Source organism: Paenibacillus sp. DP01 (assembly GCF_044784315.1).
Lineage (GTDB): Bacteria > Bacillota > Bacilli > Paenibacillales > Paenibacillaceae > Paenibacillus > Paenibacillus polymyxa.
The window spans coordinates 4,855,019-4,881,164 of sequence record NZ_CP173059.1; the positions used below are offsets into that span (position 1 = coordinate 4,855,019).

The 26,146-nt window shown below is 46.9% G+C and carries 23 protein-coding genes; 7 read left to right on the forward strand and 16 right to left on the reverse strand.

Translation table 11 applies throughout. The features are described from left to right. Positions 1 to 15: 15 nt before the first annotated feature. Positions 16 to 693, forward strand: a complete 678-nt coding sequence (locus ACH59B_RS21500) for an ABC transporter ATP-binding protein (RefSeq protein WP_017425557.1) — start codon at positions 16 to 18, stop codon at positions 691 to 693. Further along, a complete protein-coding gene (locus ACH59B_RS21505) occupies positions 690 to 3,236 on the forward strand; it encodes an ABC transporter permease (protein ID WP_404302619.1) in 2,547 nt (848 codons plus the stop codon). Before ACH59B_RS21500 ends, ACH59B_RS21505 begins: the two co-directional genes overlap by 4 nt. 99 nt (positions 3,237 to 3,335) lie before the next feature. Here ACH59B_RS21505 and ACH59B_RS21510 read toward each other — a convergent pair whose 3' ends face one another. Further along, positions 3,336 to 3,875, reverse strand: coding sequence for a GNAT family N-acetyltransferase (locus ACH59B_RS21510; protein WP_117290004.1), 540 nt, complete (start codon positions 3,873 to 3,875; stop codon positions 3,336 to 3,338). Between the two features lie 262 nt (positions 3,876 to 4,137). On the opposite strand from ACH59B_RS21510, the gene ACH59B_RS21515 reads away from it, so the two are divergent. Next, positions 4,138 to 5,109 (forward strand): ring-cleaving dioxygenase, encoded by a 972-nt coding sequence (locus ACH59B_RS21515; protein ID WP_243537441.1) that lies wholly within the window; start codon positions 4,138 to 4,140, stop codon positions 5,107 to 5,109. Positions 5,110 to 5,270: 161 nt separating this feature from the next. Here the strand turns inward: ACH59B_RS21515 and ACH59B_RS21520 are convergent, their stop codons facing one another. From ACH59B_RS21520 to ACH59B_RS21535, 4 genes are all read right to left on the reverse strand, one after another. Then, positions 5,271 to 6,968: a M3 family oligoendopeptidase gene (locus ACH59B_RS21520; RefSeq protein WP_153794234.1), complete on the reverse strand. Its 1,698-nt coding sequence runs from the start codon at positions 6,966 to 6,968 to the stop codon at positions 5,271 to 5,273. 238 nt (positions 6,969 to 7,206) lie between these two features. Further along, positions 7,207 to 8,016: a bifunctional hydroxymethylpyrimidine kinase/phosphomethylpyrimidine kinase gene (gene thiD, locus ACH59B_RS21525; protein WP_025365872.1), complete on the reverse strand. Its 810-nt coding sequence runs from the start codon at positions 8,014 to 8,016 to the stop codon at positions 7,207 to 7,209. Positions 8,017 to 8,213: 197 nt separating this feature from the next. Continuing rightward, positions 8,214 to 9,620, reverse strand: a complete 1,407-nt coding sequence (locus ACH59B_RS21530; RefSeq protein ID WP_025365873.1) for a hypothetical protein — start codon at positions 9,618 to 9,620, stop codon at positions 8,214 to 8,216. Positions 9,621 to 9,866: 246 nt separating this feature from the next. Beyond that, positions 9,867 to 11,774, reverse strand: coding sequence for a bifunctional 2',3'-cyclic-nucleotide 2'-phosphodiesterase/3'-nucleotidase (locus ACH59B_RS21535; protein WP_404302623.1), 1,908 nt, complete (start codon positions 11,772 to 11,774; stop codon positions 9,867 to 9,869). 254 nt (positions 11,775 to 12,028) lie between these two features. On the opposite strand from ACH59B_RS21535, the gene ACH59B_RS21540 reads away from it, so the two are divergent. The 4 genes from ACH59B_RS21540 (at position 12,029) to phnE (ACH59B_RS21555) (ending at position 15,514) form a co-directional block, all read left to right on the forward strand. After that, entirely contained in the window at positions 12,029 to 12,997 is a 969-nt protein-coding gene (locus ACH59B_RS21540) for a phosphate/phosphite/phosphonate ABC transporter substrate-binding protein (RefSeq protein WP_013373161.1), read from the forward strand. A gap of 101 nt (positions 12,998 to 13,098) precedes the next feature. Then, positions 13,099 to 13,869 (forward strand): phosphonate ABC transporter ATP-binding protein, encoded by a 771-nt coding sequence (gene phnC / locus ACH59B_RS21545; RefSeq protein WP_020723499.1) that lies wholly within the window; start codon positions 13,099 to 13,101, stop codon positions 13,867 to 13,869. Continuing rightward, a complete protein-coding gene (gene phnE / locus ACH59B_RS21550) occupies positions 13,866 to 14,720 on the forward strand; it encodes a phosphonate ABC transporter, permease protein PhnE (protein ID WP_102997605.1) in 855 nt (284 codons plus the stop codon). The genes phnC and phnE (ACH59B_RS21550) overlap by 4 nt, the downstream gene beginning before the upstream one ends. Beyond that, positions 14,717 to 15,514, forward strand: coding sequence for a phosphonate ABC transporter, permease protein PhnE (gene phnE / locus ACH59B_RS21555; RefSeq protein ID WP_016820374.1), 798 nt, complete (start codon positions 14,717 to 14,719; stop codon positions 15,512 to 15,514). The genes phnE (ACH59B_RS21550) and phnE (ACH59B_RS21555) overlap by 4 nt, the downstream gene beginning before the upstream one ends. An 85-nt stretch (positions 15,515 to 15,599) precedes the next feature. Here the strand turns inward: phnE (ACH59B_RS21555) and ACH59B_RS21560 are convergent, their stop codons facing one another. From ACH59B_RS21560 to deoD, 11 genes are all read right to left on the reverse strand, one after another. Then, complete coding sequence (locus ACH59B_RS21560; RefSeq protein ID WP_404302626.1) at positions 15,600 to 16,730, reverse strand: aminotransferase class V-fold PLP-dependent enzyme; 1,131 nt, start codon at positions 16,728 to 16,730, stop codon at positions 15,600 to 15,602. Between the two features lie 162 nt (positions 16,731 to 16,892). Beyond that, positions 16,893 to 17,768 (reverse strand): sulfate ABC transporter permease subunit CysW, encoded by an 876-nt coding sequence (gene cysW / locus ACH59B_RS21565; protein ID WP_013373166.1) that lies wholly within the window; start codon positions 17,766 to 17,768, stop codon positions 16,893 to 16,895. A 74-nt stretch (positions 17,769 to 17,842) separates the two neighbouring features. Beyond that, on the reverse strand, positions 17,843 to 18,676 hold the full coding sequence (gene cysT, locus ACH59B_RS21570) for a sulfate ABC transporter permease subunit CysT (protein WP_153794236.1): 834 nt from the start codon (positions 18,674 to 18,676) through the stop codon (positions 17,843 to 17,845). 79 nt (positions 18,677 to 18,755) lie between these two features. Further along, positions 18,756 to 19,820 carry a sulfate ABC transporter substrate-binding protein gene (locus ACH59B_RS21575; protein WP_153794237.1) on the reverse strand — a complete coding sequence of 355 codons (1,065 nt, stop codon included), beginning with the start codon at positions 19,818 to 19,820 and terminating at the stop codon, positions 18,756 to 18,758. 366 nt (positions 19,821 to 20,186) lie between these two features. Beyond that, on the reverse strand, positions 20,187 to 20,870 hold the full coding sequence (locus tag ACH59B_RS21580; RefSeq protein WP_153794238.1) for a hypothetical protein: 684 nt from the start codon (positions 20,868 to 20,870) through the stop codon (positions 20,187 to 20,189). Positions 20,871 to 20,986: 116 nt separating this feature from the next. After that, on the reverse strand, positions 20,987 to 21,487 hold the full coding sequence (locus ACH59B_RS21585) for a hypothetical protein (protein ID WP_017425571.1): 501 nt from the start codon (positions 21,485 to 21,487) through the stop codon (positions 20,987 to 20,989). Positions 21,488 to 21,547: 60 nt separating this feature from the next. After that, positions 21,548 to 21,862 carry a hypothetical protein gene (locus ACH59B_RS21590; RefSeq protein ID WP_153794239.1) on the reverse strand — a complete coding sequence of 105 codons (315 nt, stop codon included), beginning with the start codon at positions 21,860 to 21,862 and terminating at the stop codon, positions 21,548 to 21,550. A 145-nt stretch (positions 21,863 to 22,007) separates the two neighbouring features. Further along, entirely contained in the window at positions 22,008 to 23,198 is a 1,191-nt protein-coding gene (locus ACH59B_RS21595) for an MFS transporter (protein WP_404302630.1), read from the reverse strand. Between the two features lie 48 nt (positions 23,199 to 23,246). After that, entirely contained in the window at positions 23,247 to 23,819 is a 573-nt protein-coding gene (locus ACH59B_RS21600; protein WP_016820382.1) for a TetR/AcrR family transcriptional regulator, read from the reverse strand. 201 nt (positions 23,820 to 24,020) lie between these two features. After that, the gene (locus tag ACH59B_RS21605) at positions 24,021 to 25,322 is read right to left on the reverse strand and encodes a pyrimidine-nucleoside phosphorylase (RefSeq protein ID WP_117289990.1); all 1,302 of its coding nucleotides are present in this window, start codon (positions 25,320 to 25,322) and stop codon (positions 24,021 to 24,023) included. 32 nt (positions 25,323 to 25,354) lie between these two features. Next, positions 25,355 to 26,062: a purine-nucleoside phosphorylase gene (gene deoD, locus ACH59B_RS21610; RefSeq protein ID WP_013373173.1), complete on the reverse strand. Its 708-nt coding sequence runs from the start codon at positions 26,060 to 26,062 to the stop codon at positions 25,355 to 25,357. Between the last annotated feature and the right edge of the window lie 84 nt (positions 26,063 to 26,146).

Consider the following 26,146-nt stretch of genomic DNA (forward strand, 5'->3'; position numbering starts at 1 on the left):
ATGGAGGAGAAATGAATGACTCTGTTAAAAACTCAGGAGTTGAAGAAGTATTATGGTAACGGGGATACTGCTGTTCATGCCCTAGATGGGGTGAACCTGGAGGTGGAAAGCGGAGAATTTGTGGCCATTGTCGGTACGTCCGGGAGCGGCAAATCTACCCTTCTCCATATGCTGGGTGGACTTGATCGTCCGACAAGTGGAAACGTTACGATTGACGGTAAAGATATTTTCACATTGAAAGATGAAGAATTGACTATATTTCGCAGACGGAAAATTGGCTTCGTATTTCAAAATTACAACCTGGTACCTGTTTTAAATGTCTACGAAAATATTGTGCTTCCTATTGAACTGGATGGTAAAGAACCGGACAAAACCCACATAGATAAAATTGTACATACCTTGGGCCTTGACCATAAGCTGAATAATCTGCCCAACCATCTTTCAGGAGGCCAGCAGCAGCGTGTAGCCATTGCCAGAGCACTGGCAGCCAAACCCGCCATTGTCCTGGCAGATGAACCCACTGGAAACCTGGATAGTAAAACCAGTCTGGATGTGATGGGGCTCATCAAAGTATCCAGTCAACAGTTCCAACAAACGATGGTGATGATTACGCACAACGAGGAAATTGCGCAAATGGCAGACCGGATTATACGGATTGAGGACGGTAAAATGGTCGGTGGTGAAGGCAAATGATTCAGGTTAGAAATAAAAAAACGATTCGTAATCTGGCAGATAAGAGCTTCAAAGTAAACAAAGCCCGTAACCTCTTTGCCATTGTTGCCATAGCGCTCACTTCATTGTTATTTACGACGTTGTACACCTTGGGGCTTGGTGCTATGGAAAACTTACAGCGGGCAACTATGCGACAGTCCGGTGGAGATGGACATGCCGTACTCAAATATATAACGGATGATGAATTTAATCATGTCAAGGATCATCCATTGATCAAGGAAATAGCTTATAACCGTATATTAAGCGACAGAGTTATAAACGACAAATTCCTAAAACGCCATACGGAATTCTGGTATTACGATGATGTAGGGTTGAAGCTCGGTTTAATTGAACTTAATGCGGGGCACAAGCCTGTGGCGAAAAACGAAGTAATTGCGGACTCCAAGACGTTGCAGCTATTGGGGGTTCCACTGGAGGTTGGAGCACCTTTGAGGCTAAAGCTTGACTTACGAGGTAAAAAAGTACAGCGTGATTTTATCCTCTCCGGCTGGTGGAAAAGTGACCCTGTGGTTAACGTAGGGCAAATATTTGCTTCTAAAGCCTATATCGATGCTCATGCCAGGGAATTACAAAGCAACTATAAAAAGGATCACTTCCATACAGGAACCATTAGTGCGTATATGATGTTCGATAATAGTTTTGATTTGCGAGGAAAGCTCAATAAAGTGATTACCGAAAGCGGTTATTCACTTGACGAAGATGCACCGAACTATATCGCGAATAATGTAAATTGGGCATACATCTCGACTAATTTTAGTTTAGATACAGAGACCATCATAGCGTTAACTTCTGCCCTGTTACTGATCATGTTTACTGGTTATTTGATTATATATAATATTTTCCAAATATCAGTGATGCGAGATATCCGTTTTTACGGTCTCTTAAAGACGATCGGTACAAGCCGCAAGCAAATACGCCGGATTATTCGTAGACAAGCACTGATTCTATCAGCGCTAGGAATCCCGATCGGATTGATAGCAGGTTTTTTTATTGGTAAATCACTCGTGCCTTTTATCATAAATATGAGTGTATATAACGGTACCGAGGTATCGGTGTCCCCCAACCCATGGATTTTTATAGGATCGGCTTTGTTCGCCCTCATTACCGTAATGATCAGCACTTTCAAGCCAGGCAGAGTTGCCTCGTCCGTATCGCCGGTAGAAGCAGTCAGATACACAGGTGGAGTAAACAAGAGCAATGGTAAGCTGAAAAAATCAACCGGAGGTGCAAAAATCCACCTCATGGCTCGTTCCAATTTGGGGCGTAATAAAAAACGCACCGTTCTAGTGGTTATTAGTCTTTCTTTAAGCTTGGTCCTTCTGAACACTGCCTTCACACTATCTCGGAGCTTTGATATGGATAAATTTTTAGCCAAATTTAATGATACCGATTTTCTCATTGCCCATGCTGAATATTTCCAGGTTCCCAGCAGTTTTAGTGGGCAAGAAAATGGGACCACCGAAAGTTTTATTAAGGCTGTACAGGCACAACCAGGCTTTGAAGAAGGCGGTCGATTGTACGGTGACCCAACAGCTTTCACGGCCGAGAATACAAAGGGAATCACGGATGATCCCCAGAACACTGACGCTCGCGGCAATTTCCTTGTAGACGTGTATGGGCTAGAGGATTTACCCTTGCATCGGCTGCAATTGATTGATGGCGAGCTTGATTTTAAGAAACTAGCTTCCGGTAAGTATATCCTGGAGGGAGTCGAACTGAACGATAACGACAAGCCTTACATGGAAAGCATGCATCATAAAGTGGGCGAAACCGTTACTTTGCATAGTTATGTAAGAACAGCAGATGAGGCTCCATTGGGTAGAGAGTATATAACGCAAACGTTTACAGTGCTTGGCCATGTGGGCATTAGATCTACCAATTCGAATCGCATTTACACTGGTTATAACCTCTACCTTCCGGCGGAAATATACAAATCACTTGTAAAAGAGCCTGCTGTGATGAGCTACGCCTTTAATGTATCCTCAAATCAAGAAACATCTATGCAGAGCTTTTTGAAGCGCTACACTGAAGCAATCGAACCGATGATGAACTACGAATCCAAAATTACATCACGGAACAATTTATCTGGTATGCAAACCACTGTTGAGTTGATCGGTGGCACGCTTAGCTTGATTATTGGCCTGATAGGTATCCTGAACTTTGTAAATGCGATTTTAACCAGCATACTGACCCGGCGCAATGAATTTGCTATGTTGCAGAGCATAGGCATGACTAAACGGCAATTGCGGGGAATGCTGATTTATGAAGGACTGTATTATGTTTGCGCCACTAGCCTGACCTCTATTCTATTGGCAGTCTTATTTTCTCTTTTGATTGTAAAACCGTTTTGCAGCTTGCTATGGCTTTTAAGCTATCACTTTATACTTTGGCCACTTCTAGTCTTGTTGCCTTTACTGTTCCTGCTTGGGATACTGATACCAGTAGCAGTCTATTCTATGAATAACAAACAAAGTATTGTGGAGCGACTTCGAGAATCAGAGTAGTTGCACCTAAAAATAAGCAAGCAAAATACCTATGAGCGTCAAAAAGATGACTCCTGATCACATTCAGAGGTCATCTTTTTATGCCTAGAAAGGTCTTTTTCACAGAACATTACGACTCCACTCTTCCCGTAAAAGCCCCATTCGGATCGAATCATAATACTTTCCATTATAATATCTGCATTTGCGTAGTCTGGCTTCCAGGGTCATGCCCAGCTTCTCTCCAACCTTCATCATCCGCTGGTTTCCTGACCAGGTTGTAAAACCTACTCTTACTAAAGGCAATGTATTAAACAAATGCGTGATCCACAATCGAAGTGCTCTCGTACCATAGCCACCGCTCCAATACCCCGAATCATAGATACCTATCCCCATTTCAAGCCATTGGGAAGGCTGATGCTCCCAATAGTAGCTCACAGATCCAATGACCTTGCCTTCCACTTCAATGAGCCAAAAGTCATCTTGTCCGATTCGCTTTTCCTTCTCTTTTAAATAATTATCAAAAGAAAGCGTCTTATGGTCATAATAAGGTGCATCCCATTGCTTCCATTCCGGTGCTTCTTCCTTATAAGTTAACGTCCACAGCGCATGTAGGTCTTGTTCTTTAACAGGCCTAATCGTTAAATCCCTATCCGTATACATCGCGCACACCCCTTTAAATCATAAAATGCTCATTTCTATGTTAGGTTATATGATCCCTTATTGTATCTGCTTTTGCATTATTTCGAATTCAATTTTTGTCCATCAAGAAACTGTATTGTAGCAAGATCGCAATTCATGTTGACAAACAATCAAAAATAATATATCTTAATATCAAGATAATAAATATAAAGAAAAATTTACGCCAACGGTTTATTTTGCTTTGACAAACCTAATCATATAAAAACCAAGGAGGGCAAATAATATGAAACTGTTAGGATTGCATCACGTTTCAGCGATTACAGCGGCAGCGGCTAAAAATGTTGATTTTTATACTCAGGTATTGGGACTTCGGTTGATCAAGAAAACGGTGAACCAGGACGATGTTAGTGTGTATCACCTCTTTTACGGAGATGAACGCGGAACCGCGGGTACGGAAGTCACTTTCTTTGAAATTCCACATGCGGGACAAACGCGTACAGGCAATAACAGTATTTCAGCGCTCTCTCTGCGGGTACCGAACGACAAGGCGTTGAATTATTGGAAAAATCGCTTCGAGCAGCTGGATGTGAAGCATGGCGAAATTATAGATCAAGCAGGACGCTTGGCGCTTTCGTTCGAGGATTTTGAAGGACAACGCTTCTTCCTCATTTCCGATGAGCATGACAACGGAGTGCGCGGCGGTACGCCTTGGGAGAAAAGCCCTGTTCCTGCGGAATACGGCATCGTTGGACTTGGTCCGGTTCATCTGACCATTCCCAAAGCGGAGAATACCATTCTTATTCTTGAACAAGTGATGGGCTTCCGTAAAAAAGGCTCCTATCCTTCCCCTGTTGCCGGACAACCGGATGTGGTTATCTACGAAACAGGTGAAGGCGGTACAGGAACTGAAGTTCATCTGGAAGAGCGCAACGATCTGCCACAAGAGCGACCAGGACGCGGCAGTGTGCATCACGTCGCTTTCCGTGTTGAAACCGAGGAAGAGCTCAAACAGTGGGTAGACCGTATTGGGCAGCTGCAAATTTCCAACTCTGGTTTTGTAGATCGCTTTTATTTCCGTTCCTTGTACTTCCGTGAGCCAAATGGCATTCTGTTTGAATTGGCTACCGATGGACCCGGCTTTGACACCGACGAGGAATTGGAGTTTTTGGGCGAATCTCTGGCATTGCCTCCATTCTTGGAGTCGCGCCGTGCATCGATTGAAGCCAATCTCAAACCACTCAACACCAAGCATTAATAGGGTATATTTGCTCTAGAATCACACAAAGCCAGGACTTCTACATCATGTAGAGGTTCCCGGCTTTTTTCGTGTAATTGCTCTGTTTTCATTTAAAAAAGCATCTCATCTACAAGCTTTCCAGCTTTGAGAGGCAAGCGAAATGCCCTTTTTGGCTGTACTTACAGCTTTTTATCATCCACACTGTTCAGCCATGCTTCAATTTCTCCGATCACAGAGGCGATGCAGCCATCTTGGAAAGGCGAAATCAGTCCAGCCAGCTCAACCAATCCGGTAAAAGATCGGCTTCCTCCGGCACGACACAGCTTCAAATAATCTTCCCACGCTGCCGCTCGGTCTTCGCCCATACGCTTCCAGAACTGGAATGCACATAATTGTGCCAGTGTATAGTCAATATAATAGAACGGAGATTGAAAAATATGTCCCTGCTTGTGCCAGAATCCGCCCTTTTCGAGGTACTCGTTGCCTTCATAATCCAGATGCGGTTTATACTTGCGTTCAATGGAACGCCATGCACTTTTACGTTCGGCCGGGGTCCAGTCTGGATGTTCATATACAGCATGCTGGAATTCGTCTACGGCTACGCCGTAAGGCACGAACAGCAGCGCTGAAGATAGGTGTTCAAAGTGATATTTGTCCGTGTCTTCCTCAAAGAACAGCTTCATCCAAGGCCATGCGAAAAACTCCATACTCATCGAATGGATTTCAGCCGCCTCCATGGTTGGCCAGTGGTACTCGGGAATTTCAAAATGCCGGCTTTCATAGACCTGGAAGGCATGACCTGCCTCATGTGTCAATACGTCGATATCACCGGATGTCCCATTGAAATTGGAGAAAATAAATGGCGTGCCATATTCGCTCAAAAATGTACAGTAGCCTCCGCTTTGCTTACCCTTTTTGCTGATTAAATCCATCAGTCCACGCTCAACCATAAAACTGAAAAATTCATGTGTTTCCGGTGAAAGCTCCTCATACATACGTGCTCCATTACGAAGAATCCAGTCCGGATCGCCTTTGGGCGTAGGATTGCCTGACAAGAAGTTGAAGCCCTCGTCGTAATAGCGAAGCTGATCTACTCCGATCCGCTCGCGTTGGCGCTCTTTCAGCTTGGTTGCCAGAGGAACGATGTGCTTCAGTACCTGCTCGCGGAATTTGGCTACCATCTCTGCATTGTAATCTGTACGTCCCAAGCGGGCATAGCCCAATTCTACGAAATTGTTATAGCCCAGCTTGTGTGCCATGCGTGTACGAACCTTCACCAATTCATCATAAATCCGGTCCAGCTCGTCCTCATGCTCACTCATAAATTGATATTTGGCCTCGGAGGCCTGTTTGCGTGTCTCGCGATTGGTTGCCATTTCAAAAGGCAGGAGCTGAGACAATGTGCGTTCTTCCCCCTCGAACGGGATCTTCGCTGAGGCAATCAATTGAGCATATTCCGAGGTCAGCTTATTTTCCTGCTGCAAATCCTCAATGATATCCGGGTGGAACGACTTGAGCGCTACCTCAGCAATACTGAAAAGCTGGCTGCCCCATTGGCTCTCCAACTCAGCTCTAAATGGAGAATCCACCAATGCTCGGTAGTAATCGGTTACATACTCCTGAATAACCGGCATGAAATCATCAGCGTACTCTTGCTCCGCTTTGTAAAAGGCATCCTCCGTATCAATGGAGTGCCGAACTTCCACCAATTGCAATTGCGTTTCCACATTACTGCGCAGCTTGTTAATCGCATGAATAACTTCATTTTGACGTTCTACACTGTCCGCTTCACGAAACTGCTGCAACAGCGTTTTAAACCGCTGTTCAATTTCAGGTTGCTCTGGCCGGCTGTAAGCCATTTCGCTGAATAATGTCATTGCTTCATTTCCCCCTTTAATGTAATAAATCTGATGCCTATTATACAGTACGATTAGACCAAACTGGAAGCTGAAATACCAAAATAATACAACCTCAAAAGCCGCAATACCATGTATTGCGGCTTTTGAGCCTAGGCTAACTCCATATATCATAGATGTCGTTATCTAAAGTAACCTCAATATATATACAGTCTGGTGGAGATTTATAAGTCTCCTTCATATGGCAGCCCTTCATGCTTTATTGATTTTGCAAACGATGTGCCACATGCAGGGTCGGACCGACAAATTCATTTAACTTGAAGCCACCTTCAATGGCCTGTGTAATGAATTTCTTGGCCTGATCCACAGCTTCACGCACAGTCAGCCCTTGTGCCAAACCAGCCGTTACCGCAGCCGAAGTGGTACAGCCTGCACCATGGGTAAAGTTGGTTTGTACAACATCCGCTTCAAACCAGTCAAAAGTGATTCCGTCATACAGCAGATCCATCGCCTTACCAGCGCGAATTTTGCCACGGTCCTTGATCAGTACATGCTTAGCACCACGCTCGTGGATAATAGCAGCCGCTTCCTGCATCTGCTCCAGTGTCGTGATCGGTCCATTCTTCGCCAGCTGCGAAGCCTCGAACAAGTTCGGTGTTACCAGGTCAGCGCCAGGAATCAACAATTCCAGCATGGCCTCTGTATTTTCCGGTTGAAGCACTTCATCCGTGCCTTTGCAGACCATAACCGGGTCAATCACAATCCGTTTCAGATCATGCTTTTTCAAGTAGCTGGCCACCAGTTCGATGATATCTACGGAACCCAGCATACCGGTCTTCATTGCATCAAAACCGATACCTTCCAATACAGTACGCAACTGCGCCTCAACCACGTCCAACGCAACAGGATATACAAGATGGTTCCAGGTTTTAGGTTCCATCGCAACTACGGTAGTCAATACAGTCATGCCATATACGCCAAGCTCCTGGAAGGTTTTCAGGTCCGCCTGAATACCTGCTCCGCCGCTTGTGTCGGAGCCGGCTATCGTTAGTGTTTTGGGAATCGTCATTAGTACATGCTCTCCTTCACTTTCTGTGCTGCATTTATCCTAATCCTGCATGCGAAACTTGTCAACGCGCAAAACGGTCCTTTCCATACGAAAAGTCACAAGAACCAGCAACAGCTAAAAAACGAGAATATCCCCCTTTGAAATGAGAACATCCTCGTAAGTACGTGTTATATGAAGAATTTGAATGAATTTTAGAATTATAAATACCCACCAGCACTGTGATCATAGGCATGGTTTTTTTCGTTTGCCCGTACGCCGAGGCAAAGACTCTGATACAACTGCTGCTGTTCCGGGGTAGCAAAATTTCGATGCTGCTCAAATAAAGCCATACAACCAATGATATGTTCGGTATAGCTGTTATCGACAGACAATTGCAGGCAATGCAGTGTTTGTCCCAAGCCCTTGGGGTAATCGCCTTTTCGAAAATAATATTCCGCATACACCTTGCAAAAAGAAGCAAAACGAAATGCATTAAAGTGCTTGCGATAATGTGTGTCCCATTGCTCCGGTGCAAGCTCCCAGAATCTCTTGAGTTGCTGGTTGAACAGCTCCAGCTCGGCATCTACGAAATAGCCAAACCGGTTCGCCGATTCGAGCAACGTATTCAGGCCTTCCAGTGTCTCATCCGGATGCTCGCGCAGGTAAGTAATATATTCATAGATTGCAGAAGTGTTGCCCATTTTGATTTCAATACAAAGTCGGTTGCCCTGTGCATATACACGATGCAGGTTGACCACTTTCCAACCTTCCTCGTCCAAACCCTCAAACCAGCTCAAATCTGCGTAACCTTCAATCCATTGCTTGGATTCCTCATATCTACCCTGAAACTCATAGCAGCTGGCCTTAAGCAGATGCCCTTGAGCATAGTAATAAACGAGCGGCTTAATCAGCTCCAGGTGCTCATCTCCAAAGCGATTCCGATTGCGATACAATGCCTGCGCCAACTCTCTTAGCTCGTCCGCATACATTTCCATCTCGGACCATTGCATTTTTAAAGCAAACACTTGAGATAGCATATGTAAGCCTTCCAGTGCATAAATTTCCGGTAGACGACTACGGTACAAATGGAATTGTACAGCAGCCTTCAAGTTCCGTTGGTTATCCTTAATCTGAATCTGGAATATGCGAAAATAGCTAATCGCCAACCGTTCGGAGTGGGTATACTTCTCACTCTCAATGACACAATCATACAAAAGCATGGAGGCTTCATGTCGACCATCCTCAAACATCGCTTCTGCAGTCTCAAAAATAGCCGGAACATTCGATAAATCGTCCATCAAATAACCAAGCACACTGCGTATACAGTCCAGCTTGTTCAACTCTGAGCAACGAAGAAGAAACGGACGCAGCCTCCTCCAGTGTGGCAAGGAATGAATAAAACACTCATCAACATACATCTCGAACAAAGATCCTTCTTCCAATCCCATCGCCTCAGTAATCAGATCAAGCTGATTAACTGAAATAGGCCGTGGTGGGTTTCGGTTAAGTATACCGCTAAGTGTACCCGGATTTACCTTAGAAGCATCTGCAAAACATTGCATCGAAATGCCTTCACTTTGAATATACTTTTCTATCTCTGCGCGGATCGTGGTGTTTTTTTCCAAAGGGACACCCCCTCAAACGAATGATGGTGACTTTTTCATTACCTTTTAAACCAAAATTTGTTTAATCAAAGTATATGTCTAATTATACGAGAGGTCAATAACTTTAAACACGACTCAGGACATATAAAATCACGAGTTTCGTACGATTTTAAATCTGTTTTATGAAAAAAGACCGTCCTCCGAGAGACAGTCTTTTTCTATTATTTTGATGCTGTGGACTTAGAGGACAATAACTTGCAAAATATTTTAAAATTGACGAAAATCAAGAGCAAACTTAGCGTATCCTTCTGCCGTCAGTCCTTCATAGAGCAATTCAGAATAAGCATGGGCAACATTCGTTGCTTGCGGCGAGGTTAGGAAGGTCACATGTGGACGACCCGACCATGGGGCGAGAGACCAGTGACCGTCGGCCTTTGGCGTCAACGTCTTCATATGCCGCACATACTCAGTCAGCACATGTCGGTTCTCATCCGGGGAAGCCAGTATAATTCGCTCTCCACCCGGATTAACCAGCGCAGAGGAGAATGCGCGATAGTTATTCGTAACAACAAGATAACTCCGCTGCATATCCATTGGTTCCCCTTCAAAAGACATATGAATGATTCTGTGCGCTTCTAGGTCCTTTAATTCCCCGGCAGTATCATATCTGGCTGGCTGTGTTACATCAATCTGATACGTGATGCCATCGATGATATCGAAATTAAAGCTGGGAAAATCAGAATTAATCAGCTCTTGTTCCTCCTCTGCCGAAGGATCAATTTGCCGGAATTGACCAGCAGACCACTCAAGCCATTCCCGAATTTCTGCCCCGCTCAACCGAACGACATGCAGCGTATTCGGAAAATTGTATAGATCAGCAATATGCTTGATCGCCAGTGTCCCCGCCGGAATATCGGTATAATACGCCGGACCGTATCTTCCGCCTGTTTTAAAAGGAGCTGCTGCCGACAGAACGGGCAACCCTTCATACTCGCTCCCTTGTAGCTGCTGCTTCACATACCAAATTTGTGCATCATTGACGAGCTGAACCGAAGCATCATCCATCACCTGGGCAAAAAAGCTGTTCACCGCTACTGTCGTTCGACCTACAGGTGCACGAATATAATCCAGTGTTCCAGCATGTTCATCTGCTACTGCCTGCTGAATAGCAGTATCTGGTTGGACGAGGGCTTCCTTGCGTATCGGGTCATACACCGGGCGTACCTCGGCAGCAGATGCAGTCACTTGCCACTTCCCTCCAATAAGGGCCACATCCAGATCAATAATACCCAGATGATCTCCCCAGAAGCCCGGCTCTACTGCTGGAATGCCATGGATGGTGCCCTGCTCTGTATCCACACCTGTCATACCTATAAATGAAGGGCCGGGAAATACTTTATGGGCATGACCAAACACAATGGCATCGATCCCTTCCACCCTGCTCAGATGCAGCACCGCATTTTCCATACTGGGAGCTTCGGGAATATCCTCAAAGCCTGCATGGGGCATCGCAATGATGAGATCGGCTCCCTCCGCCTGCATTTCTGGGATAAACCGTCTTGCGGTTTCCAGCATATCTTTGACGATAAGTTTCCCTTCCAACCACGCCTTGTCCCATTGCATAATTTGCGGGGGCACAAAGCCGATGACCCCCACCTTCAGCAGATGCTTACGGCCTGCTTCATCCTCTACCGTCTTATCCAGCAATAGATAAGGCGTAAAGTAGTTTTGTTCTTCCTCTCCCGCTATATAGATGTTGGCATTCACATAAGGAAACTGTGCTCCTCGAAGGCAGGTCTGCAAATATTCCAACCCATAGTTAAATTCATGATTACCAATACCGCCTGCCTCGTACCCCAGCAGATTCATGGCTTTATAGGCGGGATGCACCTCGCTTGGGTTCTGTTGGAGCCGCTGTACAGCATAATCTCCCATCGGATTCCCCTGAATCACATCTCCGTTATCCAGCAGCAGGTGATTGGGCACCTCTGCCCGAGCCGTGTGAATCAGACTAGCGGTTTGCGCCAGACCGTAATGCAGCGTTTCCTGATCTGTATAATAATCATAATTCCACAAGCTGACATGCAGATCGGTTGTAACCATAATGCGGAATTTCGCCCTCACAGCACCTGCATTTTCCTGCTCTGTCTTATCATTAATGTCCAAATTATCCAATCTTGTTCTCTCCCTCAGCTTCGGTCATAGAGCTTGAACAAGTCTAACAGAACACTGTTAAGAGAATGTTAAAATATGCAATTCGTATAAATACCGCTTATGGTCTCTAGCAAATGATAAATTTTACATCATTTTTACCAAAGTCAGGAGTGATTTTTACCCTAGCTGCAAGACTAGCTGTTAAGATTTGGTTTGTCACTGAATTTACAGGTTTTTTAAATTTTCGTTATTACGATGTTTAGGGGGAAATTATTTTGTTCAAAAAAGCACTGACCTTGTGCATGACCTTCACACTGGCAGCGGGTTTAGCCGCTTGTGGCTCAAATGCAAGCAATAACAACAGCGCCTCCACTCCGGGTACAGATGGCTCTAAAAACGAAAGCACAGCCTATGTCCCTAAGGAGCTAAAAGTACAATTCGTTCCTTCTCAAAATGCAGATACCCTCGAAGCCAAAGCAAAACCGCTCGAAAAACTGCTGGGGGACAAGCTCGGAATCCCGGTAAAAGTAACCGTATCTCCTGATTACAATACGATTGTGGAAGCCATGTCTTCCAAACAGGTCGATGTAGGATTCCTTCCGCCGAACGCTTATGTACTGGCACACGATAATCGTAAAGCGGCCGACTTGCTCCTGCAAGCTCAACGCTACGGTATTGAAGATGCCACAGGCAAAGACACGACTGAAAAAGTAAACTTTTATAAAGCAATGATCGTGGTAAAAAAGGATTCTCCGATTCAAAGTCTGGCTGATCTGAAAGGCAAGAAGGTTGGCTGGCAAAATGTAACCTCCTCCGCAGGCTATGTGTACCCCGCAGCAGAGCTGAAAAAAGCTGGCGTGGACCCGGACACAGATGTGCAGGGTGTGACGATCAAAGGCCACGACGCTGCTATTCTGGCGCTGCTGAACGGTCAGGTTGATGCTGTCGCTGTTTTCCAGGATGCACGTAACACAGTGAAGAAGGAAATCCCGGACGTATTTGAAAAGACACGTGTCATTCATTACACAGCTAAAATTCCAAATGACACCGTCAGCGTACGTTCCGATATGGATCAAACGTGGAGAGACAAAATCGCCCAAGCCTTTATAGACATTGCCAACGATCCTGAAGGCGGCGAAATCATTAAAGAAATTTACACCCATGTAGGTTATGAGAAGGGCGACGATAAAAACTTCGATTCTGTGCGTGAATACGCCGAAGCCGTCGGCCAAGCGGTAAAGTAACAGCTACGAAACAGGCTTTACGAATGACAGGGCAGCACCGTCCATGTATTCATGGCGGTGTTGTTTTCATTCCACCCCATCGGGGAGAAAGTTGGGAGCATATGATTGAATTTCGAAACGTATCGAAAACATACCCGAACGGCACCAAAGGGTTGAATAATATTAATTTGACGATTCAGGAGGGAGAAATGGTCGTCATAGTCGGCTTATCTGGTGCAGGTAAGTCCACCCTGCTGCGTTCCATTAACCGACTGCATGACATTACGTCCGGCGACATCGTTGTAGATGGTAGATCTGTCACATCTGCCGGAAGCAGCGAACTGCGGCGCATTCGCCGTGATATCGGCATGATCTTTCAAAGCTTCAATCTGGTTAAGCGCTCGACGGTGCTTCGCAACGTACTTTCGGGCCGCGTCGGTTATCATTCGACGCTGCGGACCATTCTTGGTCTCTTCCCGAAGGAAGATATCGAGCTGGCACTAACGGCGCTAGAACGCGTGAATATCCGGGAAAAAGCTTACAGCCGAGCCGATGAGCTGTCCGGTGGCCAACAGCAACGTGTATCCATCGCGCGTGCTCTAGCGCAGGAGGCTAAAATCATTCTGGCAGACGAGCCTGTCGCGTCGCTTGATCCGCTGACCACCCGCCAGGTGATGGACGATCTCCAGCGAATCAACCGTGAAATGCAGATTACGACCATTGTCAATCTGCATTTCATTGATCTGGCGCGCGAATATGCAACACGGATCATCGGCTTACGCGCGGGAGAAGTCGTCTTTGACGGCACACCGGAGGAGGCTACGGATGAAGCCTTTGCGGAGATCTACGGCCGGGCCATCAAGCATGATGAACTGCTGGGAGTGGGATCATGAAGCCCGACTCTACTGCCCAGCCGCTCTCTTCGTCGCAACCGTCACCATCTGCTGGACCACCGCAGCCAGGCAAACCGTCCGCAGGGCCACCTTTGCCAGGACGTTATAAGCGTTACGCTACCTGGATGATTTTTATCGTGGTGCTGGTAGCCTGCTCCATTCATACAGATGCCACGCCTTACCAATTGATCGTTGGCTTACCAGAGATGGGCAAATTGCTGGAAGAAATGTTTCCTCCTGACTGGAGTTACCTGCCTATCATCTGGAAACCGATGCTGGAAACGATCCAGATCGCTATTGTCGGTACGACACTGGGAGCCATATTGGCAATCCCTGTCGCGTTGCTGTGCGCCTATAATGTGATGCCGCGCAAGCTGATCTCGCTGCCGATGCGCACGATCCTGAACCTGGTACGGACGATTCCCGATTTGCTGTTTGCCTCGATCTTTGTGGCCGTATTCGGCATCGGTCCGTTTGCAGGGATGCTTGCCCTGCTGTTCTTCTCCTTCGGGATCATCGCCAAGCTGACCTTTGAGGCGATTGAAGCCATTGATCCCGGGCCACTGGAGGCCATGACCGCTGTTGGCGCGAGCCGCATTCAAGTCATCGCCTTTGGTGTGGTTCCGCAGGCACTGCCTTATTTTGTGTCGTATTTGCTATACACCTTTGAGGTTAATGTGCGCGCAGCTTCTGTTCTAGGGCTCGTCGGCGCTGGCGGCATCGGTCTGCTGCTTGACCGTTCCCTTGGGCTGTTCCGATATGACCGGGCAAGCATTATTATTCTACTGACCCTCGTCATCGTCCTTGCGATTGATTACGGCAGTAACCTGCTACGGAGGAAATTATTATGAATGATCCTACGCTTCGCAGACCTATTGGCTCCCGCCTGCGCTTTTGGGCGTTAGCTATTCTGCTAATTATCATTTACATTTGGGCTTTTCGCGGGATGCAGTTTGAAGGATTACAAGGGACGGCCAAAAGCGTCTCTGTCGCAATATTGGACGGCTTTCTTCATCCCGACTGGTCATTTGTCTACATCCCTGAGGGGGAGGACTTGCTGCGTGGGTTGCTGGATACACTGGTCATTTCAGTGCTTGGAACCTTCGTATCCGCATTTGTCTGTCTTCCGTTTGCCTTTTGGGCATCGAGCAATATGACCCGTCTACGCCCCTTATCAGGCAGCGGGAAGTTTGTACTTAGTGTCATTCGGGTATTTCCCGAAATGATCGTCGCCATTCTATTCATTAAAGCCGTAGGTCCCGGCTCGTTTGCAGGTGTGCTTGCCCTCGGCATTCACTCCATCGGCATGCTGGCCAAGCTGTTCTCAGAAACGATTGAAAGCGTCGATCACGGGCCGCAGGAAGCTTTGATCGCGTGCGGTGCCAACCGTTGGCAGGTCATTTTCTTCGCCGTGCTGCCGCAGGTGATTCCACAGTTTCTTTCCTATTCGCTCTATCGTTTTGAAATTAACATCCGGTCCGCAACCACGCTCGGTCTGGTTGGTGCAGGTGGTATTGGGACCCCGCTGCTGTTTGCACTCCAAATGCGCAACTGGAACCGTGTAGGCGTCATTTTACTCGGCATTGTAGTCTTGATCATTTTGACGGATCTGATATCCGGCTGGCTGCGCAAACGAATTGTATAATTAAACATCTCTATCCTAACAAAAGCCTCTCCTGTGTAAAAGGGAAATGCTATGCTCCCATTGACTCGGAAGAGGCTTTTGCTGTTCAACAACTCCCACCTAGTTCATCTAGGACCCGCCGGACTTCCTCTGCCGTATTGTAAAAATGCGGAGCCACACGAATAACATCCTTTCGTGCTGACACAATCATATTTCGGCTCCGCAAACGCCTCTCTACCGCCGACACATCGGCTACTTCAACAGCGAGCAGACTTGGTAAAGTGCCTCCTTCATCAGGTATTCGTATGTGTAACCCTTTGCTGCGTCCATATTCAATAGAAAAGTCCAACAGCTCATTCATATAGGTCTGAATGTTCGTGACCCCAATTTCCAGCAGCAGCTTTAAGGCTGCATTGGCGGCAAAAATGCTAATGAAGGAAGGTAATCCTGTCTCAAAGCGCCGGGCGCCTGCTGCCGGAACCGGATGAGCAATATCAAACCAGGAGGCTGACTCCTGTCCAAGCCAGCCCGTAAGACGGGGCTTGAAGCGTTCTATTCGCTCCTTACTTATATAAAGAAAAGCCACTCCCGGTATCCCCAGCATATATTTGCGTGCTCCCGCGACCAGCATATCTATGCCCATCGCCTTTACGTCTATCGGAATCATTCCTGCAGACTGATAGGCATCGACGAATAGTAACGCCTGATTTCGATGAGCTATATGTGCAATGGATTTGAGATCCTGCTGAAATCCGTTGGTATAATTCACATGGGATACCATAATGAGCGCAGTTTTCTCCGTAACATGCTCCTCATACTGCTCTAGGGTCACTTCTCCCTCCGTAGAAGGGATACAGCAAATATGATCACGGAACATCTCCTGTGCCTGCCAGATGTGGCCCACCGTCGGAAAGTCGGTGTCTGCATACACAATCCCTTCTTTTCCCGGTACATAAGGAAGGGCAGTGGCCACGCCAGCAATCGCCTCAGAGGCTGAGGACAGCACCGCAATTTCGTCAGGCTCCGCCCCGATGAGCTTGGCAAAATGTCCTCTTGCCTCCTCCAACCGTGCCATAGATAGGTCGCCGTTATGACCGTGTTGCAGCAAGCTTCGATGATATTCCTCAATGGCAGCGGAAACCGGTCTCGATATCGCCCCCTGGGAACAGCTTCCTACATGGATATGTGAGGACAGCACCGGAAACAACTGACGGTAGGACTGAAACGGATGTTTCATTTTTCCCTTCGCTCCTCTTGGGCACACCAACGTGCCTTGATATGATCATTTTATTATCCATATAAGCCACCTTAGAACAAGGGCCTCTCTTCCCATCTTCTCGCCGTTAACAGACGATAGACACAAAGAGAGGCCCTGTTGGATCATATACACAATTATTAATTAATGCACGCGTTTGCGTCCAAACCAGCTTTTAAGCACCAAGGTTGCCAAAGCAAGTAGCAGCAACAACGAGGCCACCGCAAAAGATGCCGAGAACTGATACTCGTTATACAAAATCTCCACATGCAGCGGAAGTGTATTCGTCTCTCCCCGAATATGTCCCGAGACGACGGACACTGCACCAAACTCACCCATGGCTCTCGCATTACACAGAATAATGCCATACAACAAACCCCATTTGATATTCGGCAGCGTCACTTTCCAGAATATGCGCCAGCCGCGTGCGCCCAGCGTGACCGCCGCTTCCTCCTCCTGCTGCCCCTGATCTTCCATCAGCGGAATAAGCTCGCGCGCTACAAAAGGAAATGTAATGAACAGCGTTGCCAAAATAATGCCTGGCAAAGCAAATATAATTTTAATATCATGCTCGTCCAGCCACGGCCCAAGCCAGCCCTGTGCGCCAAACACTAATACATACATCAGTCCTCCGACAACAGGCGAGATCGCAAAGGGTAAATCAATCAAGGTAACCAGTACACCTTTGCCGCGAAAATGAAATTTTGTGATCAGCCATGCGGCCGCTACACCAAATACCGTATTCAGCGGAACCGTTATCGCGGCCACCAGCAGCGTCAATCGCAATGCGGACATGGCATCTGGGTCCCGTAACGCTTCAACGTATACGCTCCATCCCTGCTTAAGTGCTTCGGTAAGCACAACGATTAGCGGCAATACCAACACCCAGAGCAAAGCTAAAAAAGCAGCACCAATGAGCGTCCACTTGACCCAAGGGGCTTCGGTTGTAACCCTATTGGGCGGTGCAGATGAAGGTACTGGTGCAGAAGCAAGCTCCTGCCCAGTTATCGCTTGTGACATGATGTATCCCTCCTTGAACACGGGGTTTAATGCGCAGGCCTCTGCTGTCTGCATGTTAACGTTAGACGGTTACGTTAGACTGCACGGCGCCGCGACCAGCGCTGAAAACTGTTAATCACGAATAACAGTACGAATGAAATGACCAACAGCATCAATGCCACCGCCGTAGCCCCTGCGTAGTCATTTTGCTCCAGCTTGGACATAATGAGCAGCGGAGCAATCTCGGTCTTCATCGGCATATTGCCAGAAATGAAGACGACAGATCCGTACTCGCCAATGCCGCGGGCAAAGGCAAGCGCAAAACCCGTCAGCAGCGGGGGTACCAGCTCCAGCACAATAACGCTACGGAAGGTACGCCATCTGCCCGCTCCCAGCGTAGCAGCCACCTCTTCCTCATCCTTGTCCAGATCCTCCAGCACCGGCTGAACTGTCCGTACGACGAACGGAATGCCAATAAACATCAACGCGAGCGTAATCCCTGTCTGTGAGTATGCCATTTTCCACCCAAGCGGTTCGAACAGTGAGCCGATCCAGCCGTTCTGTGCATATAGAGCGGTCAACGCAACCCCTGCCACCGCCGTGGGCAATGCAAAGGGCAGATCGATGACCGCATCAAACATTCGTTTCCCTGGAAACTCATAACGCACCAGTACCCAGGCGATCAATAAACCGAGAAATAGATCGATCAGCGCCGCGGCTGCGGCACACAAAAAGCTCACCTTGTAGGAAGCCAGCACTCTGGCATCCGTCGCCACGTCCCAAAATTTCTCCCACGTCAGCCCGGTTGAATTCAGGAGCAGTGCTGATAATGGCACCAGCACCACCAGACTGAGATACAGCACACTATAACCCATCGTTAACCCGAAACCGGGAAGTACGCGTTTTCGGGTGGCTTGCATTTGACTCATGTTCTGTCCATCCCTCTCTGCATCCTTTGACTATGGCACTCGCGCCAACTGATCCTCTCGCCTTTACACTTCACTTATGTTATGAACTACCAGGTACATAAATCTGGTCAAAAATCCCCTTGTCGCTAAAATGCTTTTGCTGTGTCTCTTTCCATGTTCCGAATACATCCTTCAAGGTTACAAGCTCCAGATTAGGAAATTGATCCTTGAACTTTGCCGTCACACTTTCTAATGTTGGGCGATAATAATTTTCAGCAGCAATGGTCTGCCCTTCTTCACTGTACAAATATTTCAGGTATGCGTCCGCCACCTCGCGTGTACCTTTTTTATCTACCACTTTATCGACCACCGCTACCGGAGGTTCAGCCAAAATACTGATCGACGGATATACGATATCGAATTTATCCGCACCTAGCTCCTTCACAGACAGCAGTGCTTCATTTTCCCAAGCGATCAGCACATCGCCAATTCCACGCTCTACGAAAGTCGTCGTCGCTCCACGCGCTCCGCTATCCAATACCGGTACATGCTTATACAGCTGCTGTACAAACTGCTGGGCTTTGGCTTCATCGTTGTTGTTCTTTTTGAGCGCATAGGCCCAGGCTGCAAGATAGTTCCAGCGGGCTCCACCCGAGGTTTTAGGGTTCGGTGTAATGACCTGTACATCGCCGCGGACTAGATCATCCCAGTCCTTGATCCCCTTCGGGTTCCCTTTACGTACCAATAACACGATGGTTGAAGTGTATGGGGAACTGTTATGCTCATATTTACTTTGCCAACCCTCTTTAACAAGCCCTTTCTCCTGTAACGCATCAATATCATAACCCAGAGCCAGTGTAACCACGTCTGCATCCAGCCCGTCCTGCACAGAGCGGCTTTGCTTGCCAGATCCCCCGTGGGATTGCTTGATCGTAATCTTCTGTCCTTTCTCCTTCTCCCAATGGGCGGCAAACGCTTTATTATATGCCTCATACAACTCACGGGTCGGATCATAAGAAACATTGAGCAACTCCACGTCCTTGGAGCCGGAAGCAGAGCTACCATCCGCTTGCGTCCCTTCCTTGCTTGCCCCGCAAGCACTTAGCACCATCGTTAAAACCAAAGATAGTCCGAGAATAAGTCCAGTTTTATAATTCCTCTTCATCAAGACACCCCTCATTCTATGTAATTTGTAAATACACAATCATTTACTCCTGTTATTTACAGACATAATCAAAAAAAAGGGCGGAGAATTCCCTGATGCAGCCCTGATAGGTCAAACCTGTCGCGTGGACAGTGTCTGCCTGCTGTTCCTAGAGGTTCTCCGCCAGAATGGCGAGGTTCTACTTTAATACTTTAATTCCTACCTGTTTAATGAGTTATATGGATATAATACGAGAGTTTATGAGGGATGTCAAACCTTTTTTTGGAATGGGATGATCTATAAATTGCTTTCTTCAAGGGGGGACAGTCAGAAACATGGTATACGTTTCCGACCGCCTAGAGGGCATGGGCACACGTGGAATACGACTTAGTTGGCTACCGTTTCAAGATTAATTGAAAAGACTCCAAAATGCTTCGGATTGTCCGTAGCTCTTCTCAGCCACAGCTCACCCGATCCTACCATAACTCCCTGATAATTAACAAACAACTCATCTGTCTTTTGGTTCACTAGCGCCTCACGAATCGCGTCCGTAAAAATCTGATCATATTTAGCCAGAAAATCTTTCTTGTTCGGAATCGTTAGCGACTTTTCACTATCATTGACACGCAGAGGGTACAAAATAAAATTGGCTACCTTCTCCTTATCATTGTCGGCAACAGCCTTCTGCAACGCTTTGAATGTGTTCAAAAATGCTTTAGGATCTTGAATACCTGCTACCTCAAAAGGATTTTGAGATGCATTGGAGGCTGCAGGAGCAGAAGATGTATCCTTTGAAGGAGCTGGGACGGAAGGAGCTGACTTTTTCGCATCAGTACCGCTGTTTTCTGCACTCTTGCTCTCTTTAGCTGCTTTGTCATTTTGTGCTGAACTACTCTGATTGCCTCCGGCACTGTTCTCGATCATGCTTGTACTGCTTCCAGTATCACTCGGTTCAGCATTATTATCCTGGCCGCAGCCAGTAAGAGCTACAAATGTAAGTGTAAGTAAAATGGCTGTAAGTGACAGCCTCCGTGACATTTTGTGATTATCGGATTCATGTTTTTTGGGCACAACGGGTCATCCTTTCTGCTTTCTACTCTGACCTATTCTGTTCATTAAGTCTTCAACCGTTCTATTGTAACATAAGTAGACTAATGACCGCATGTCGTGCCCATTCTGGAAGGAGCTTACAGTGTAATATATGCGAAGGTTTTGATGTCTCCTCGTGATCCGTCGTCCGTACTTACTTTCAAAACCAGCTCTTTCAAGGAGCCATTTGCAGCCTCATTCTGCCCCTCTGGCTTGATAAACAGCAGATCGTGGCGTTCTCCCGGCTGTAACGTTCGGCTAGAAAAGCCGCTCGTTGTGCCTTGCAAGTCTGATCCATTCGAACTGTTGAGCTTGTATCGTACGGGTTGCTTTCCTGTATTCTTGATACTGATATACAGTTTGCGCCCCTCTTCAAATCTAAATTCTGTTTGTCCTTGTCCTCCAAATTGCATTCTTTGGTCATGTACGATACGCTTCGCTGCTTCCCCTTGCTTATTCTGCATGCTAAGCGGAGCTGTCTGGTGCGTGGCACCCGCCGTTGATGTAGTATAGGTGTTCGTCGAAACGCTCATATTGGCCAAAGCGACATAGCCTACGATCACCCCCGCCACACCCATCCAAACCCATTTTTCCACCATTTCATGTCCCTCCTTCACAAAATATACTGAAGCTATGCTGTATGAAGTCAGTTGTCACCGTCAGGAAAACAGGCTGGACGCCGCATGCTTTAATACTCTTCCAGCCTCAGGCGTGCATTGGTACCGGTAGAAGGTTCCCGGTGTGTAGGCAATGGAATGCTTTCCCCTCATTTCCTCATAGGAGTGCGTGGATAGCAAAAAAGGATTCAATTGCTGTAACAATTTCTCGAACAAAACATCCTTGTCGGCGACTCCATTGTCATCCTCAGTTACCCAGTTATGTACGCCTAGCATAAATGTATCTGCCCGTTCCATAGCATAATCAATCAGTCTTTCATAAGCTGTCCCACGAACATCGCTGTATAATCGGAACATGTCTCTCCTCCTCTGTGCTGTCCTGCACCCTAACAATAAAAAAAGCCAAACTCATATCTATTATGAGTCTGGCTGTCATATTTTTCAAACTTGTTCAAAGGAATCCATACGGTGGCTCTCTATCTAGATCATCCATATTAGTAGATTACACGTTCAACGTGTTACGGGACTTTTTCTTATCCAGCACACTATACACCACAAAGATAATTAAATAAGCCGCAATCAGCAAAGTGGAAAATAGATACATTGTTTTATAAGAGGTTAATCCGGCAATCATCCCTAGAATCAAAGAACCGCCACCAATCCCCAAATCGAAAAAATTATAAAAGGAGCCTACAGCATCCTCTCGCTCATCTTCTCCGACTACACTGATAGCCCAAGCCTGTAAAGCTGGAAAAATAGCGCCAAAACTCAAACCATACAGCACAGCAGCAATTAAAAATTGTAGCTCGGTCCGTGATGAAGCCACCATAACGATGGCGACGATAAGCACAATTCCTGCGGGGATTAAGATATAAGCCGGACCTTTAGTATCAAAAATCCTACCGGACACCAGCCGAACGAGGAAACTTGCCATTGCCACCGTAAAGAAGAACCAGGCCGCATTGTTAAAACCCTGCTCCTTGGCAAATAAGGCCACGAAAGACATCACTCCCCCTGCCACCACGCCAATTAGCAGCACAAGACCAGATTGCAGCAGCACTCTTTTTTCAAATAATTTAAAGGGAACCTTCTTTTTGTCCTTTGCTGTATCTGCCGTCGTGGGGTTCGCAGAACGGCGACGAACCAATATGCTCATCACAAGCGACAGCAGCAAAATTATAGCTCCCGTGGAAAATAGCCCGCTAAAACCTGCCGCATGAAGCATCCATATGCCGAGCAGGGGGCCGACTGAAATCGCTATGGTTTCACCTACGCCAAAGTAGCCCATTCCTTCCCCCATACGATGAGGAGGCAAATCATCTGAGGCTGAGGTGGCATACAATGTGCTCGCAATACCGAATCCAAAACCATGTACTAGCCGAAAGACTAACAGCAATACCAAACTGGTGGAAAGCATGTAGCTTCCTGTTGCCAGCATACAAATCACAACTCCAATAATCAGTACATATTTCTTGTCCAAAAGCTGGATCAGTGTGCCGGAGAATGGACGAATCAATATAGCTGAGCACATAAACACGCCTGTCACCAAGCCAATCTGTGATGGACTGCCGCCAAGACTTTCCACAAACAGTGGCAACGTGGGCATAAGCATTTCAAATGCCATAAATAATAGAGCGTTGGATATCATCAAAAATATAAAATTTCTGGACCAAAAGGTTTCTTTCATAGACACAACTCTCTTCCCCCAATACAATCATATTTACTTTAAAGGCTTAGATGATCAGAGCTGAACCAAGCCGTGCCAGTAAATATCCCAGGAGCTTTCCAGACGCGGATCAAAACCAGCGGTGCCGTTGTACACCAGTTCTACCAGCATCCCTTCAATCAAATTCATATAGGCTATAGTGGCAGATTGAACTGGAACACGAAGCTTAACTGACGTTTCGGCTGCCAACCGCTCATATACCAAGCTGGTTTTATGCTGTACATAGCGTGTAACCAAAGCCTGAACCTGGTTTTCCAGCGCAGATGGAATCAGAAATCCGACATACAGAATCAAACGCAGATTCATGGCACTCTCATAGCGTTCTTTGAATTCAATAATCAATCCTCGCAGTACAGCTTCAAGTGATTGTTCAGCTTGAGCTTGAAAATAACGATCCAACTCCAAAATCTCTTGGTCTACCGCGTCCGCAAATATGTCTAAGAACAAATCGTCTTTGCTTTTAAAATGAGCATAAATAGACTGCTTTTTGATTCCTACCTCATCAGCAATCAATTGTAGGGAGGCGGCATCGTATCCCTTTCTCGCAAATTGCTTTAGGCTTGCTGTTTTAATTTTCTGTAGTGTCATGTGTTCCCTCCAATATCCTTACGAACGGTCGTCAGTTTATAAATTTAGTATAGTTCCCTCACTAGAAATTGACAACCGCTTTTTTAATTCCACCGCTCAGTTGCCTGAGCTAAGAACAAAAAAAGCCGGAAGCCCTCTAATGTAAGGGCTCCGACTCTATAACTGTTGATCTGCTAACGCCTTATACTATACAGCTACAGCTTACTCTGTCACCGTTCCATAGATCAGCACAGGTGCTTCCGCGTGATCCGCAATACGGATATTTGTGTAGATTTTCTCCAGCACTTGATCTACGTCTTCACGGTTGGCATGGATAGTAACCAGCGAATCGCCTTTTTGAACTGCATCGCCGACTTTTTTGTTCAGCATCAAGCCGACAGCCAAATCAATCTCGGATTCTTTGGTCGCACGACCTGCTCCCAGCAGCATCGCAGCGGTACCGATTTCGTCTGCCACAATTTCAGCTACCACACCGTCCTGCTTTGCAGGTACTTCAATAAGATACTGCGCCTGTGGCAAGCGTTCTGGATGATCCACTACAGAAGCGTCGCCGCCCTGATTTGTAATAAACTCTTTAAATTTCTCCAGTGCTTTGCCGTTACGAATGACCTCTTTGAGCTTCTCTTCAGCGTCTTCGAGAGAGTCTGCCTTCCCAGCCAAAAATACCATCTGACTGCCCAAAGCCATACACAACTCTTCCAGATCTTTGGGGCCTTCGCCGCGCAATGTATCAATTGCTTCTTTAACTTCCAGCGAGTTCCCGATGGCCAGCCCCAACGGTTGGCTCATGTCGGAAATAACCGCCATGGTCTTGCGACCCACATTGTTCCCGATGCTTACCATGGCATGTGCCAGTTCTTTGGCATCCTCTACTGTTTTCATGAATGCCCCCGCACCTGTCTTGACATCCAGTACGATGGCATCAGAGCCGGCAGCGATTTTCTTACTCATAATCGAGCTGGAAATCAGCGGAATCGAATTTACCGTTGCTGTAACATCACGCAAAGCATACAATTTTTTATCCGCAGGGGTCAGGTTGCCACTTTGTCCGACAACCGCAATTTTGCTGCGATTCACCAAATCTACGAATTCATCCTTAGTGATCTCTACGTGAAAGCCTGCAATGGCCTCCAGCTTGTCGATCGTTCCGCCCGTGTGCCCAAGGCCGCGACCTGACATTTTCGCTACTGGAATGTCTAAGGCTGCTACAAGCGGAGCCAGTACCAGTGTGGTCGTATCACCCACACCACCAGTGGAGTGCTTATCGACCTTTACACCTTCAATTGCGGACAAATCAATCGTATCTCCTGAATGAACCATTGCCATGGTCAAATCAGCACGTTCCCGTTCGTTCATATCTTTGAAGAAAATAGACATCGCCAATGCACTGACCTGATAATCAGGAATTTCACCCTGAGTATAGCCTTGGATAATAAAGTTAATTTCCTCAGTGCTCAGTTCTTTTCCGTCACGTTTTTTTTCAATCAAGTCTACCATTCTCATATGTCATTTCTCCTCACTGTGCGTATGATCGTTTACAGGGATACTGCTGTATCCAGTGCAACTTCCATCATTTCTTTAAACGTGGTTTGCCGTTCCTCTGCGGTCGTTTCTTCACCTGTCAGCAAATGATCACTTACCGTCAGAATGGTCAGTGCGTTTACACCAAACTTGGCTGCCAGCGTGTATAAAGCCGAAGTCTCCATCTCCACACCCAGCACGCCGTATTCCATCAGCTTTTGTACCACTGATTTGTCATCACGGTAGAAGCTGTCTGAGCTGAATACGTTGCCGACATGCATGTTCAAGCCTTTGGCAACACCGCGATCATAAGCGCCCTTTAAGAGAGGGAAGCTGGCAATCGGTGAGAAATCATAGCCGCCAAAGATATGGCGGTTCATGCCGGAATCTGTACAGGATGCCTGTGCCAAAATGACGTCACGAACGTGCACATGCTCCTTCATTCCGCCGCAAGTACCCACACGGAACAAGTTTTTCACACCATACTCGCTAATCAGTTCGTTGACATAAATACTGATGGAAGGCAGCCCCATCCCGGTTCCCTGTACAGACAGACGTTTGCCTTGGTACGTTCCCGTGAATCCGAGCATTCCGCGTACCTCGTTGTAGCAGGTCACGTCCTCCAGATACGTTTCAGCGATAAATTTCGCCCGTAGCGGGTCTCCTGGTAGCAAAATCGTTTCTGCAATTTCTCCAGGTTTGGCTCCAATGTGTACACTCATGTTTTTATTCCTCCGTCCCATTTGTCCATGCTCATATTGTTACTCATATCGTTACTAATCATCCTGCCTGCACTCTTGCTGGCG

Bases quoted from the DNA above. Each gene is read 5' to 3' on its own strand.
- ACH59B_RS21560 (WP_404302626.1), bottom strand. From the start codon at position 16,730: ATGAAACATCCGTTTCAGTCCTACCGTCAGTTGTTTCCGGTGCTGTCC.
- cysW (WP_013373166.1), bottom strand. From the start codon at position 17,768: ATGTCACAAGCGATAACTGGGCAGGAGCTTGCTTCTGCACCAGTACCT.
- ACH59B_RS21510 (WP_117290004.1), bottom strand. From the start codon at position 3,875: ATGTATACGGATAGGGATTTAACGATTAGGCCTGTTAAAGAACAAGAC.
- ACH59B_RS21520 (WP_153794234.1), bottom strand. From the start codon at position 6,968: ATGACATTATTCAGCGAAATGGCTTACAGCCGGCCAGAGCAACCTGAA.
- ACH59B_RS21590 (WP_153794239.1), bottom strand. From the start codon at position 21,862: ATGTTCCGATTATACAGCGATGTTCGTGGGACAGCTTATGAAAGACTG.
- cysT (WP_153794236.1), bottom strand. From the start codon at position 18,676: ATGAGTCAAATGCAAGCCACCCGAAAACGCGTACTTCCCGGTTTCGGG.
- thiD (WP_025365872.1), bottom strand. From the start codon at position 8,016: ATGACGATTCCCAAAACACTAACGATAGCCGGCTCCGACACAAGCGGC.
- phnE (WP_016820374.1), top strand. From the start codon at position 14,717: ATGAATGATCCTACGCTTCGCAGACCTATTGGCTCCCGCCTGCGCTTT.
- ACH59B_RS21575 (WP_153794237.1), bottom strand. From the start codon at position 19,820: ATGAAGAGGAATTATAAAACTGGACTTATTCTCGGACTATCTTTGGTT.
- deoD (WP_013373173.1), bottom strand. From the start codon at position 26,062: ATGAGTGTACACATTGGAGCCAAACCTGGAGAAATTGCAGAAACGATT.
- phnE (WP_102997605.1), top strand. From the start codon at position 13,866: ATGAAGCCCGACTCTACTGCCCAGCCGCTCTCTTCGTCGCAACCGTCA.
- ACH59B_RS21500 (WP_017425557.1), top strand. From the start codon at position 16: ATGACTCTGTTAAAAACTCAGGAGTTGAAGAAGTATTATGGTAACGGG.
- ACH59B_RS21585 (WP_017425571.1), bottom strand. From the start codon at position 21,487: ATGGTGGAAAAATGGGTTTGGATGGGTGTGGCGGGGGTGATCGTAGGC.
- ACH59B_RS21515 (WP_243537441.1), top strand. From the start codon at position 4,138: ATGAAACTGTTAGGATTGCATCACGTTTCAGCGATTACAGCGGCAGCG.
- phnC (WP_020723499.1), top strand. From the start codon at position 13,099: ATGATTGAATTTCGAAACGTATCGAAAACATACCCGAACGGCACCAAA.
- ACH59B_RS21605 (WP_117289990.1), bottom strand. From the start codon at position 25,322: ATGAGAATGGTAGACTTGATTGAAAAAAAACGTGACGGAAAAGAACTG.
- ACH59B_RS21600 (WP_016820382.1), bottom strand. From the start codon at position 23,819: ATGACACTACAGAAAATTAAAACAGCAAGCCTAAAGCAATTTGCGAGA.
- ACH59B_RS21505 (WP_404302619.1), top strand. From the start codon at position 690: ATGATTCAGGTTAGAAATAAAAAAACGATTCGTAATCTGGCAGATAAG.